17 protein-coding genes are annotated in these 12,112 nt (G+C 59.3%); 12 read left to right on the top strand and 5 right to left on the bottom strand.

Going from position 1 to position 12,112, the window contains the following annotated elements:
• Window positions 1-43: 43 nt before the first annotated feature.
• The 4 genes from serB to ACR0DX_RS13485 are packed head-to-tail and all read left to right on the top strand — an operon-like array spanning window position 44 to window position 2,068.
• Window positions 44-922, top strand: a complete 879-nt coding sequence (gene serB / locus ACR0DX_RS13500; RefSeq protein WP_170355456.1) for a phosphoserine phosphatase SerB — start codon at window positions 44-46, stop codon at window positions 920-922.
• A gap of 46 nt (window positions 923-968) precedes the next feature.
• Entirely contained in the window at window positions 969-1,298 is a 330-nt protein-coding gene (locus ACR0DX_RS13495; protein WP_170355455.1) for an ArsR/SmtB family transcription factor, read from the top strand.
• A complete protein-coding gene (locus ACR0DX_RS13490; protein ID WP_170355454.1) occupies window positions 1,286-1,714 on the top strand; it encodes an SRPBCC family protein in 429 nt (142 codons plus the stop codon). Before ACR0DX_RS13495 ends, ACR0DX_RS13490 begins: the two co-directional genes overlap by 13 nt.
• A 33-nt stretch (window positions 1,715-1,747) precedes the next feature.
• On the top strand, window positions 1,748-2,068 hold the full coding sequence (locus ACR0DX_RS13485) for a YciI family protein (RefSeq protein WP_170355453.1): 321 nt from the start codon (window positions 1,748-1,750) through the stop codon (window positions 2,066-2,068).
• A gap of 3 nt (window positions 2,069-2,071) precedes the next feature.
• Here the strand turns inward: ACR0DX_RS13485 and ACR0DX_RS13480 are convergent, their stop codons facing one another.
• Entirely contained in the window at window positions 2,072-3,070 is a 999-nt protein-coding gene (locus ACR0DX_RS13480; RefSeq protein WP_170355452.1) for an asparaginase, read from the bottom strand.
• Window positions 3,071-3,247: 177 nt separating this feature from the next.
• On the opposite strand from ACR0DX_RS13480, the gene ACR0DX_RS13475 reads away from it, so the two are divergent.
• The 5 genes from ACR0DX_RS13475 (at window position 3,248) to ACR0DX_RS13455 (ending at window position 6,733) form a co-directional block, all read left to right on the top strand.
• Window positions 3,248-3,781 carry an invasion associated locus B family protein gene (locus ACR0DX_RS13475; RefSeq protein WP_170355451.1) on the top strand — a complete coding sequence of 178 codons (534 nt, stop codon included), beginning with the start codon at window positions 3,248-3,250 and terminating at the stop codon, window positions 3,779-3,781.
• A 172-nt stretch (window positions 3,782-3,953) separates the two neighbouring features.
• The gene (locus ACR0DX_RS13470) at window positions 3,954-4,121 is read left to right on the top strand and encodes a hypothetical protein (RefSeq protein WP_170355450.1); all 168 of its coding nucleotides are present in this window, start codon (window positions 3,954-3,956) and stop codon (window positions 4,119-4,121) included.
• A gap of 110 nt (window positions 4,122-4,231) precedes the next feature.
• Window positions 4,232-4,609 carry a lysozyme inhibitor LprI family protein gene (locus ACR0DX_RS13465; protein WP_170355449.1) on the top strand — a complete coding sequence of 126 codons (378 nt, stop codon included), beginning with the start codon at window positions 4,232-4,234 and terminating at the stop codon, window positions 4,607-4,609.
• Window positions 4,610-4,688: 79 nt separating this feature from the next.
• Complete coding sequence (gene rlmN, locus ACR0DX_RS13460) at window positions 4,689-5,879, top strand: dual-specificity RNA methyltransferase RlmN (protein ID WP_170355448.1); 1,191 nt, start codon at window positions 4,689-4,691, stop codon at window positions 5,877-5,879.
• Between the two features lie 185 nt (window positions 5,880-6,064).
• Entirely contained in the window at window positions 6,065-6,733 is a 669-nt protein-coding gene (locus tag ACR0DX_RS13455; RefSeq protein WP_480846407.1) for a cytochrome P460 family protein, read from the top strand.
• 3 nt (window positions 6,734-6,736) lie between these two features.
• On the opposite strand, the gene ACR0DX_RS13450 is transcribed toward ACR0DX_RS13455, so the two are convergent.
• Together ACR0DX_RS13450 and ACR0DX_RS13445 are read right to left on the bottom strand one after the other, a co-directional pair.
• Window positions 6,737-7,081 (bottom strand): hypothetical protein, encoded by a 345-nt coding sequence (locus ACR0DX_RS13450; RefSeq protein WP_170355447.1) that lies wholly within the window; start codon window positions 7,079-7,081, stop codon window positions 6,737-6,739.
• Window positions 7,078-7,995, bottom strand: coding sequence for a DnaJ C-terminal domain-containing protein (locus ACR0DX_RS13445; protein WP_170355446.1), 918 nt, complete (start codon window positions 7,993-7,995; stop codon window positions 7,078-7,080). Before ACR0DX_RS13445 ends, ACR0DX_RS13450 begins: the two co-directional genes overlap by 4 nt.
• Before the next feature lie 142 nt (window positions 7,996-8,137).
• Between ACR0DX_RS13445 and ACR0DX_RS13440 the strand changes: the two genes are divergently transcribed.
• Window positions 8,138-8,521, top strand: coding sequence for a hypothetical protein (locus ACR0DX_RS13440; protein ID WP_170355445.1), 384 nt, complete (start codon window positions 8,138-8,140; stop codon window positions 8,519-8,521).
• Here the strand turns inward: ACR0DX_RS13440 and ACR0DX_RS13435 are convergent, their stop codons facing one another.
• Together ACR0DX_RS13435 and ACR0DX_RS13430 are read right to left on the bottom strand one after the other, a co-directional pair.
• Window positions 8,522-9,619: a cystathionine gamma-lyase gene (locus tag ACR0DX_RS13435; protein ID WP_170355444.1), complete on the bottom strand. Its 1,098-nt coding sequence runs from the start codon at window positions 9,617-9,619 to the stop codon at window positions 8,522-8,524.
• A 3-nt stretch (window positions 9,620-9,622) separates the two neighbouring features.
• Window positions 9,623-10,465 (bottom strand): LOG family protein, encoded by an 843-nt coding sequence (locus ACR0DX_RS13430; protein ID WP_170355443.1) that lies wholly within the window; start codon window positions 10,463-10,465, stop codon window positions 9,623-9,625.
• 79 nt (window positions 10,466-10,544) lie between these two features.
• Between ACR0DX_RS13430 and ACR0DX_RS13425 the strand changes: the two genes are divergently transcribed.
• Window positions 10,545-11,462, top strand: coding sequence for a threonine/serine dehydratase (locus ACR0DX_RS13425; RefSeq protein ID WP_170355442.1), 918 nt, complete (start codon window positions 10,545-10,547; stop codon window positions 11,460-11,462).
• Window positions 11,463-11,506: 44 nt separating this feature from the next.
• Window positions 11,507-12,106: a GntR family transcriptional regulator gene (locus ACR0DX_RS13420; RefSeq protein ID WP_170355441.1), complete on the top strand. Its 600-nt coding sequence runs from the start codon at window positions 11,507-11,509 to the stop codon at window positions 12,104-12,106.
• The last annotated feature ends 6 nt before the right edge of the window (window positions 12,107-12,112 follow it).

Here is a 12,112-nt window from a genome sequence, read left to right as displayed (position 1 = left end):
TGCACCTGCGATATCCCGCAGGTGAGCTTGCCGGAGATTGAAGATGTACGTTGCCACCCTTTTGACCAACCCCGAGAAGAACACGTTTGATCAGGCGTTGGTCGATTCCTTGCGTAATGCCTGGGGCGGCGGCGATGTGAAGTGGTTGAGCCCGGATGAGGCCGCAGAGTTTTCTCTGGCGGGCCTGCCGGATAATCAGTGGGACGTGTGGGCTGATTTGCAGAACATGGGTGTCGATCTGGTGGTCCAACCCGCCGACGGTCGCCGCAAAAAGATGCTGCTGGCCGATATGGACAGCACCATGATTCAGCAAGAATGCATCGACGAACTGGCCGATGAGGCGGGCGTTGGCGAACGCGTCAAGGATATCACCGCACGCGCCATGAACGGCGAGCTGGATTTCGAGGGCGCTCTGACCGAACGTGTCGGGTTGCTGAAAGGTTTGGACGAGGCCGTGATCGACAAGGTGCTGGCCGAGCGTATTACCCTGATGCCCGGCGGTAGGGAGCTGGTCGGTGCGATGCGGGCCAATGGTGGTTATGCCGCATTGGTCTCGGGCGGGTTCACGGCGTTTACGGCCAAGGTCGGGGCCGAATTGGGTTTTGATGAGAACCGCGCCAACACGCTGCTGGCCGAGGGCGGTAAGCTGACCGGCGATGTCGCGCGTCCCATTCTGGGACGTCAGGCCAAGGTGGATGCTCTGGAGCAGATTACCGCGCGGTTGGGTCTGTCCGAATCGGATGTGATCGCCGTGGGCGATGGCGCGAATGATCTGGGTATGCTGGGCCGGGCTGGAACCGGGGTGGCGCTGCACGCCAAGCCCTCGGTCGCGGAACAGTGTGAAGTGCGGGTAAACCACGGGGATCTTTCGGCTTTGCTGTTCCTGCAGGGCTATGCACGATCTGAGTTTGCGGCCGGTTAACACAACGCGGCTTTCCTTTATTTAACAAAACTGTTAAACAGTGGTTATGAACACTCTTCTGACCACATTTTCCGCGTTGTCTGACGCCACACGGTTCTCGATCGTCGAGCAGCTTATGCAGGATGGCGAATTGCCCGCCGGAGACCTGATCGAAGGGCGCGGCATGTCCGGCGCTGCGATCTCGCGCCATTTGAAACTGCTGCGGGAAGCGGGGCTAATAAATCAGCGCGTGCAGGGCAGCCAGCGGATGTATTCGATCCGCCCCGAGGGGCTGCGGGCGATTGCGGAATGGACCATCTCGAAACGTCAATTCTGGGAAAGCAGCCTGGACCGCTTGGGTGATGCAATCGAAAAGGAGACCTCATGGCCGATTTGAAACTGGAGCGCGCTTACCCGCTTGCACCGGACGATCTGTATGCGTGGATCAGCACCCCCGACAGGCTTCTGCAGTGGTGGGGACCCGAAGGGATGCATGTGCCCGAGCACAACCTGGATTTCTCTCGCACGGGGCCGTGGTATTCGGTGATGCAAAATGGCGAAGGGCAGCGGTTTAAGGTTTCGGGTCATGTGACGCATGTGGATCCGCCCAAATCGGTTGGGTTCACATGGGGCTGGCATGACGATCAGGACCAGCGCGGAGCCGAAAGCCATGTGACGCTGGTAGTTGAGGCAGCAGAAGAGGGTGCAAAGTTGATCATCGACCACCGCGAGCTGGGCGATGACGAAATCGCAGCGAACCACAGCAAAGGCTGGACGTCGACGCTGAACAAGCTGGCGGCACAGCTGGCCTAGTTTTTCATCACGAAGGCATAAGGGAGGAAAGAAATGCCACAGTTTCTATTTGTCTATCACGGCGGTCATACCCCGACCGACCCCGCAGAAATCGAAGCGACCATGGCCGCCTGGGGCGCTTGGTTTGGCGGAATGGGCGAAGCACTGGACATCCCCGGAAACCCGGTTGGCCAGTCTTACACCGTCAGCAGCAGCGGTGTTGTCGACAATGGCGGCGCAAATCCGGCCTCGGGCTTCACAGTTGTCAAAGCCGACAGCATGGATGCTGCGACCGAGATGGCCAAGGGCTGCCCGATGGTTGTGAACGGATCCGGTTCGGTCGAAGTGGCCGAGATTCACGAGATTGAGATGTAGCCTTTAGCTGGGGAACCCCGGTGCGGGTTTGATCACGCCGCATTCCAGCCCGCGACGGCTGTATTGCGTGGCGTTCAGAAATTTGCGGGTGGCCGGATGGTCGGCCTCCAGCACGCCCAAGCTGACCAGAATCGCGGCAATGGCACATTCGCTGGCGCGGGTGGCGCCGTCGGTGATTTTCAGTGCCACGCCCATGCGCTTTTCCGGTAGGATTGCGATAAACACAGCCTCGGCACCGGTTTTGATGGCAACGCGACCACCCATGGCGCGCATCAGTTCGGTGCAGGCGCGGGTTTCACCGGCGACCAGCTCGGGGTGTTTCATCATTGCGGCCGTCAGCTGTTGCGCCGCATCGCTGGCCCGGTCCGACCGATCTGCGGCGCTGGCAAACCACGCCATCGACCGCGCCAGCCCCACCAGCGAGGTCGCAAAGTTCGGGGCCGAGCAGCCGTCAATCCCATAGGCGGGACTGGTCTCGCCCGTTGTTTCCTCAAGCGCGGACAGGCAGGCCTGTTGTACGGGGTGGTCGATTTCCAGATATTCCGGTCCGGCGCCCATATGCTGAGCAACGGTCAGAAACCCGCAATGCTTGCCCGAACAGTTGTTGTGAATCTGACAGGGCGTGTCGTCGGCCAAAATTAACCCGTCGCGCGCAGCCATGTCCTGTGGCTCTTGCGGGCCACAGCGAAGATCGGGTTCCGCCAGACCTAGATGGTCCAACCAGGCCGAGACGCGATCCGTGTGGATATGTGCACCGCTATGCGAGGCGCAGGCCAGCGCAAGATGTTCCGAATTCAGCCCGTATTTCGCCGCAGCACCCGAGGTGATCAGCGGCAGCCCCTGAATCATCTTGGCCGAGGATCGCGGATAGATCACGGCGTTCGAGTCCCCCCAACTTTGAACGATCTGACCGGTATCGTCGCAGATCACCGCATGCCCAAGATGTAGGCTTTCCAACAGGGGTCCACGCCACAGTTCTGTCATTGGTACGGCTTGTGTCATGCGAACCCTCCTAAACATGCGCAAAATTCTGCCAATCGCCCTTTCGCCTGTGGCGAAACCTGCGTTACAGTGTGTATGTCGGCAAACACCAGAAGACGCAACTTACAGACGAACCAGGCAGGGTTCGCGCGCGACGATGGTGGGTATGAGGTAATAGTCGAGCTAGGAGGCTGGACGATGGGATCAAAGCTTGTCCGCGTAATCGCGGGCCTTTGCGTGGCGGGGCTGGCCACAACTGCAACCGCTCAACAGGCAACAAGCACCAACAGGGTGGCCGCCAAAACCGATTGGAGCGTTTTCGTCGAAGACGACCCGACCGAGTGCTGGAGCGTTTCTGCACCTAAGGAAACAGTGAATACCCGTGGCGGTCGCGTAGTCTCGGTGCGCCGCAGTGATATTTTGCTGTTCGTGTTCTACCGCCCCAACGCCGAGGTTAAAGGTCAGGTTACCTTTACGGGTGGCTATCCTTTCGCGGCAGGGTCAACCGTGAGTCTTGATGTCGATGGCAGCAAGTTCGAGCTGATCACCGAAGGCGAATGGGCTTGGCCCGCGACCGAAGGCGAAGATCTGAAGGTTGTTGCCGCGATGAAACGCGGGACCGAGGCTGTACTGACTGCGCGCTCTGAGCGTGGCACGCAGACCAAGGACACGTTCTCATTGCTGGGGTTCACTGCGGCGATTGAAGACGCGGAAAAGCGCTGCACTAGCTAAACTGGGCTTTTGCCTGACCGCTGCCCCGCCAGTTCGGCGGGGTTTTTGCATTGTGACAAGGCATTGTGCAGCGTTCTGGAGGCGGCACCCGTGTTCAGGACTTGATTCCGGTCAAAGAAATGAATGCAAATATCTGCATGTATAAGGCTCTGAACTAGTGAAGGAGCCCGAAATGCCAACGAAATTACTCACCACCGTCTTGATGATGGCCGCCCTTATCCTGAGTGCCTGCGAGAAAGAGGCCGATACATATCCGGTCACGGGCGAGCAATGCGGGCCGAATGATCCGGTTCAAACGCTGGACGCAACGGATTGCAATATCCTGCCACCGGGCATTTGACGCATGCGGGTCCCATCGTGGCACGGCCATGTCGTCGTGCCTGGGGCTTCGTAGCTTTGGGATGAAACCGGGCCTGTGCTAGTATTGGGCAACCAACAGGGAGCTGCCTGATGCGCTTTGCATTTTTGATTTTGTTTCTGTCCTCCGCTGCCAGTGCCGATCCAGCACTAGAATGTCTGGATGCTGGGTCTCAGGTAGAGATCGGCGCATGCGTGGGCGCGATGGAGGACCGCGTCAATCAGGCGATAGATGCAAGTTACGACATCGCCATGCAATCGGCCAAAGAACTGGATGATGTTACCGGACGTGTTGTGGCGGTGCCCGCGTTGGACAGCGCTCAGACCGCGTGGCTGGCTTACCGCGATGCCCAATGCGAGGCTGTTGGCGCGTCGTTCGGTGGTGGGTCAGGTACCGGCATTGGCATTACCGCCTGTCGGGTAGAGTTGGGCCGGGCACGTGTGGACGAATTGCTGCGCTACGCGAATTAAACGCGACGATTTCTTTTGATCTTTGCGCTAGGTCCTATATAGAGGCGCATCCCAAGCCAGAATCTGCCGAGATAGCCCCATGTCGCCCAAAGCGCCGATCACTCAAGACGTCCTGACCCTCCCTCGCAAACTGCCCGAGGGAAAGGTGAACCTTGTCGGCTTGACCCGCGACCAGATGCGTGCGGATTTGATCGAACATGGCACGCCGGAAAAGCAGGCCAAGATGCGCACCGGTCAGATCTGGCAGTGGATCTATCAATGGGGCAAGCGCGACTTTGCGGATATGACGAACCTTGCCAAAGCCTATCGTGCCCAACTGGCCGAGAATTTCGTTATCGAAATCCCCGAGGTCGTGACGCGGCAAGTGTCCGAGGACGGCACCCGCAAATACCTGTGCCGCATCGCCGGCGGGCATGAGGTCGAGGTGGTCTATATCCCCGAGGAAGATCGCGGCACGCTGTGTATTTCCTCGCAGGTGGGCTGCACGCTGACCTGTTCCTTCTGCCACACGGGCACGCAGAAACTGGTGCGCAACCTGACAGCGGCGGAAATCGTCGGTCAGGTGATGATGGCGCGCGATGATCTGGACGAATGGCCCACCCCCGGTGCGCCCAAGGATGAAACCCGTTTGCTTTCGAACATCGTTCTGATGGGCATGGGCGAGCCGCTCTATAACTTTGAAAACGTCCGCGACGCGATGAAGATCGCCATGGACCCCGAAGGGATTTCTCTGTCGCGCCGCCGGATCACCCTGTCCACGTCCGGCGTTGTCCCTGAAATCGCCCGCACCGCCGAGGAAATCGGCTGTCTGCTGGCAATCTCCTTCCATGCGACAACGGATGAGACCCGCGATGTGCTGGTCCCCATCAACAAGCGTTGGAACATTGAGGAACTGCTTCAGGCGCTGGCCAGCTATCCTAAAGTCTCGAACTCCGAACGGATCACGTTTGAATACGTGATGCTGGATGGTGTGAATGACAGCGACGCTGACGCGCATCGCTTGATCGACCATATCAAGCGCCACAAGATCCCGGCCAAGATCAACCTGATCCCGTTCAACGAATGGCCCGGTGCGCCGTACAAGCGTAGCTCGAACAACAGAATCCGGGCTTTTGCGAATATCATCTATCAGGCGGGCTATGCTTCACCCATCCGCAAGACTCGGGGCGAGGACATTATGGCGGCCTGCGGCCAGCTGAAGTCAGCTACGGAACGCGCGCGCAAATCTCGCAAGCAAATCGCGGCCGAAGCGGGGTTGGACAGGCAGTAAGCGCAATATTTCAGCGATATGTGAACAGATTTAATGCGCCATCCGCTGTATATTGTATGCGGAATTTGGTATGTTTGTCTGGCCTGAGTGATTGAAGCACTGACATACCAGCGCATGACCAAGCGCAGCTTCACCCATTTTGGCAAGATTAAGCGTGGCCGCTATCTATTTGCCACTCACATGACGTGCTGCGTTCCTGTGAAACGAATTACCGGTTGGGCCATAGAATGCTATTGGAATTGATACGACGAATCCCCGGCATATTTCCGGGGCTATGTGTCGGCTGTTTGGTTGCAGTTTCTGCTGCAGCCCAGTCCGAGAGTGAAAGCGCACATCTTGCCATCGAAAATCCTGCTGAACTGTCCAAGGAAGAAGCGTCCGGCATCTATAGCTCGCTGCAAAAGCGCATGGCGCGGGGATATGCCGCCGCGCAAATGGAAATCATCAGAAACTACCAAAGCTGGCCGCTGTTCAATGATGCGCCCTACATCTCTGAGACACATGGCCGGCGGTTCGTGAACAGCTATGCGAACCGGATGGCACATAACTATGGCACTCTGATTGAGGGCGAAAAACTGCCCATGGGGTCTGTGTTGGCGAAGGACAGCATGACCGTCACGGATACCGGCAATACGCATCCCGGCGCATTGTTCGTAATGGAAAAGCTGGCCGAAGGCGTAAGCCCCGATACGGCGGATTGGCGGTACATCATGGTGATGCCGGACGGGTCGGTGTTCGGTGACACGATGGGAGATCGCGAAAGCGCCGTAGCCTATTGCCACGATTGCCACGAGGCTGTGGCTGATCGGGATTATACTTTTTACGTACCCGAAGAATATTTGGTGAAGAACTGAACCTTACTTTGACCCGAACCGGGCGATTTCGATCACATCGATCAGGTTTTGCCTGACTGGTTCCGGCTGCGCTTCGACGGCGCTCAGCACCTCACGCAGTTCGGCGCGCAAACCGTGCATCTGGTCGATAAGTGAGATCATCATCGACAGCGCGTCGGTCTCCATGTCGTATTGTTCATGCAATTCACAGGCCAACTCCAGCCGGGCCACGTCGAGGCTGTGGTAGACCAGCCCTTGTTCAGTGTTCTCAGGGATCACGATTTCGGCGGCCAGATACTCGGTCAACCGGGCCGAGGTCAGGCGGGTCACGGATGCGATCACTTCGGATTCGGTCAAGGTGCGGTTCATGACGGCATTCCTTTGCGAGGATCATAGCTGTGCGTGTCGCGCCAATTTTCCATGAAAGCCCTTAGGTCATCGTCGATCTGGTCGGGCATGGCGACGGTCAATTCGATCAGTTGGTCGCCCCGGTCGGCCGAACCCCGTTTTTTGACCCCTTTGCCCCGCAACCGCAAGGTTTTGCCGCTGCTGGTGCCAGGCGGCACGCTGACGTTGACGCCGCCGTCAATAGTTGGCGCGGGGATTTTGCCGCCCAGAACAGCCTCGTCAATGGTGATGGGCAGGGTTATGTGGATGTCATCGCCCTGACGTTCAAACACCGGATGAGGTGCGACTGTCACGGTGACCAGGGCATCACCTGCAGGCCCGTCGCCAAACCCGGGATCCCCCTTGCCGCGAAGTCGGATGGTTTGGCCGTCTGTAATGCCTGCCGGGATCTTAACCTCGATCCGGTCGCCGTCAGGCAATGTCAGTTTCTGGCTGGCGCCAAACACAGCATCTAGAAAGCTGATCTGCAGGCTGTAGCTGCGGTTATGCCCCGGCGCGTGGAAGCCTTGGCTGCGCTGGCCATAGCCGCCACGCCCGCGCATGAACTCGGCGAAGATGTCCGACATGTCATCCGGATCTGTCTGACGCCCGCGATAGGGGTTTCCGGCGGCCTCGGCATAGTCGCGATAGTATTGCTGCTGGGCGCGTTCCTGACCCGAAGCGTCAATCTCGCCCCGATCAAACTGCGCGCGCTTTTCGGGGTCTTTCAGCAGGTCATAAGCGGCGGCTGCGGCTTTGAACTTGGCCTCGGCCTCGGCATCGCCGGGCTTTAGGTCGGGGTGGCAGTCTTTGGCGATGCGCCGATAGGCTTTTTTGATCTCGGCATCGCTGGCGTCTTTGGTGACGCCAAGGGCGGAATAGGGATCGTCGCTCATCTCACCTCTCGCGGCTCGGAGGAACAGGGTGGTTTTATCATGCGTTTTCAACGACCCAAAAGGAAGAGGCTTTTGAAACCGCTCGCAAATCCCTATAGGTCTGCTAACATACGCATGTTTTTATAGATTGACCGGAGGCCCCATGACGCGCCGATTGAAATCCATTCTGGCCCTGCTGGCCGGGAACGCCATCGGGCTGCTGCTGGCGGCGATCCTACTGCCCGAGTTCGCGATCCGACCGATCTCGTTCATTGTGGTGGTGATCGTTTTCACGCTTATTCAATGGATCGCCGAGCCGCTGATCCTGAAACTGGGGGCAAAGCGCGCGCCTGCGATCAAGGGTGGCATCGCGCTGATCGTGACGTTTGTGGGCTTGTTGCTGACCGATCTGATCACAAACGGCCTTACTGTAGGCGGGATTTCCAACCTGCTGGCCTCAACCCTGCTGGTCTGGCTGGGGGCGTTGATCGCCAGCATCGTGCTGCCGATCTATGTGTTCACTGAGTTGCGTGAGCCCAAGAAGTAATCACAGCACGTTAAGGCTGGCGTTTACCGCCTGCCACAACTCCTCGACCGGTTCACATCCGACCGAAAGGCGGATGAAGGCTGGGTCCACATCGTCGCCCCAGCGCGCGCGGCGTTCAGCCGAACTGTGGACCCCGCCAAAGGATGTGGCAGGACGCAGCATCGGGCAGGCGTTGATGAAGGTTTCGGCTTTGTCTTCACTGTCCAGCGTGATCGACAGCAGAAACCCGAACCGCGCGGTCTGCGCTTTGGCCAGCGCGTGCGCGGGGTCAGAGGGCAGACCGGGATAGCGGATGGCCTTTACCGCGGGGTGATCCGCCAGCCGTTCTGCCAGTACCTGCGCCGAGGCACACATCCGGTCGAACCGCACATCCAGCGTTTCCAATCCGCGATGCAGCAGCCAAGCCTCATGCGGGCCGGGGATCGCGCCCGAGACTTTGCGCCATTCCTCGACCCGCTCCATGATCTGCGGATTGCGGCTGCTCACGTGGCCCATCAGCAGGTCGGAATGCCCGCCCATCGCCTTAGTGTCTGAGGCCACAACCACATCCACACCCAAATCCAGCGGGCGCTGGCCCAGCGGGGTCATGGTGGTGTTGTCAGCAATCGTGATCCCTCCGCTTGCGCGTACTGCTTGTGCAATCGCGGGCAGGTCCATCATGTCCAAGCCGGGGTTCGAGGGGCTTTCGACAAAGACCACGTCGAACCCGTCAAACCCGCCCTCGGTAAACGCGGTCGTGGGGCGTTCGGTGACCGACACGCCCAGACCCGACAGAAATCGATCCGCCAGCACGCGGGTGACGTAGTAGCCATCGGACGGGATCAGGATACGCGACCCGGCCTTGATGGTGGCAAACAAAGCGGCGGAAATCGCCCCCATGCCCGAGGGGAACACGAGGCAAGGCGCGTCCTCCAGATGGGCCAGAACATGTTCCAGATGCACCCATGTGGGGTTGTCGACGCGGCCATAGGTCGGCAGGCCATCCGACGCGCCTGGCAGGTGGTACATGCTGCTTTGGGTCAAAGGCAGCGCTACAGGGTCGCCTGCATTCAGGGCATTGCCGCGCAGGTGCAGCATCTCTCCGGGTTTTGGGGCCATGGCTCAGCGCCCCGGAATGTCGTCGCGGGGCGGGGCGGGCTCCCAGTTCTCGATGATGTCGACCGCCTCTTGCGCGGTGTCGACAAAGCGGAACAGGTCCAGATCTTCGTCCGAGATGGTGCCCGCATCTGCCAGCGCCTCCCAGTTGATGACTTTCTCCCAGAATTCACGGCCAAACAGCAGGAAGGGCACGCGGTCCATCCGGCCGGTCTGGATCAGGGTTAGCGACTCGAACAGCTCATCCATCGTGCCGAAGCCGCCGGGGAAGATGGTGATGGCGCGGGCGCGCATCAGGAAGTGCATCTTTCGGATGGCGAAATAGTGGAAGTTAAAGCTGAGCTCGGGCGTCACGTACTCATTCGGCGCCTGCTCATGCGGCAGCACAATGTTCAACCCGATGGAACAACCGCCTGCATCCTGAGCACCGCGATTGCCAGCCTCCATCACGCCGGGGCCGCCGCCGGTGACGATCACGTTCTCGCGGCAGCCAGTCTGGTTCGACTTCTCGGTCATCAGCCGGGCGAATTCGCGCGCCTCGTCATAGTATTCCGACAAGTCAGCCAGTGTTTTCGTGCGCGCGGTGTGTTTCTGCGACGGTTCTGGGATGCGTGCACCGCCGAACATGACGATGGTCGAGGTGATCTGACGTTCGCTCATGATCATCTCAGGCTTCAGCAGTTCCAGCTGCAGGCGCACCGGGCGCAGCTCATCGCGGCACAGGAACTCGTCATCGGCAAAGGCAAGGCGATAGGCGGAGGATCGCGTCTGCGGCGTATCCGGCACCTCGCTCGCGGTCGAGCGGTCGGTCTGCGCGTCGCGAAACGGGCTGTGGCGGTCTTCTCTCATAGGTGATCGATCCCTGCTTGCGTGTTTCCAAAACAGCTATAGGGTTCGCGGGCAGAGTGCCAGTCACGGAAGTACAAGAATGAATTGGAAGAACGAAATTTCAGCGGCCGCAGACCGGATCGCCGGATATGCACAGGTTACAACCGTAATGGAAAGCCATGCGCTGGGGCTGGACTATCCCGTCGAGTTGAAGCTGGAGCAGATGCAGCACACCGGCAGTTTCAAGGCGCGCGGGGCTTTCAACACGCTGCTGAGTTCGGACGTGCCCGCGGCTGGGGTTGTTGCCGCGTCAGGCGGCAATCACGGGGCAGCGGCGGCCTATGCCGCACAGACGCTGGGTTTTCCTGCCAAGATTTTCGTACCCGAACTGGCTGGTCCGTCCAAGATTGCGTTGATCGAACAAACGGGTGCGGATCTGAGCGTTGTGTCTGGCGAATATGCGAATGCCCTGACGGCTGCGCAGGATCATGAGGCGCGCACCGGCGCAATGCAGATACATGCGTATGACGCACTCGGCACTGTAGCCGGGCAAGGCACCTGTTTTGCCGAATGGGAGGCACAGGGCCTTAAGGCTGATACCGTTCTGGTCGCTGTTGGCGGTGGCGGTCTGATCGCCGGAGCGCTTGCTTGGTTGCAAAATGCGCGCAAGGTCGTGGCCGTAGAACCCGAAACCTCATGTGCTTTGAATGCCGCCTTGCAGGCCGGTGAGCCGGTGGATGTCCGGGTGTCCGGGATCGCGGCCAATGCGCTGGGTGCGCGGCGTATTGGGTCAATCTGTTATGGGTTGGCTCAGGGCATGACCTCGGTCCTGGTTCCCGATGAGGCGATTGCCAAAGCGCAGCAACTGCTTTGGCAAACCCATCGCATCCTTGTCGAGCCCGCAGGCGCGACCGCATTAGCTGCGCTGTTATCGGGCGCTTATACACCTGCGCACGGTGAAAAGGTTGCAGTACTGGTGTGCGGGGGCAACATCTCACCCGACCCATTTATGGGCTGAGAATGCGGCTTGTGATCAGTGACGGTGGATTTTATCTATAATTCATGAGCGCGACCATTGCCGACACTATCTATGACACCCTCAGCCAGCAAATCATTACCGGAGAGCTGAGCGCGGGGGAAAAACTGCGTCAGGACCACATCGCGCGGGCTTTTGATACCAGCCATGTCCCGGTGCGCGAAGCTCTGCTGCGTTTGCAAGCCCATGGGCTGGCCAAAAGCGAACCCCGACGCGGGATGCGTGTGACGCCACTGGATCCGGTTGAAGTGCGCGAAGTGATCGAAATGCGTGTCGCCCTTGAACCGTTGGCCTTACAATACGCGGTGCAGAACATGTCGATGAACGCGGTCACCCGTGCAGAACAGGCGCGGTTGGCCTGCGATGCGGCTGAAACGATGCCCGAGTGGGAGGCCAAAAACCGCGCTTTCCACCGCGCCATTCTTGCACCATGCGCGCTGCCCCGGCTGCTGCGGACGATTGATGATTTGCACATTGCCAGCGCGCGCCATCTGTTCGCGCATTGGCGGCCAAAATGGGTGCAGCGGGCGGATACGGATCATGCGGCGATCATGCAGGCAATCCAAAAGAAAGACACCGCAGGGGCGGTTGGGCTTCTGGTCCGGCACATCCGGCGCGCGCGTTGACCACTG

This window comes from Ruegeria sp. D3 (assembly GCF_056534465.1).
This window is presented reverse-complemented; position numbering and strand designations above follow the sequence as displayed.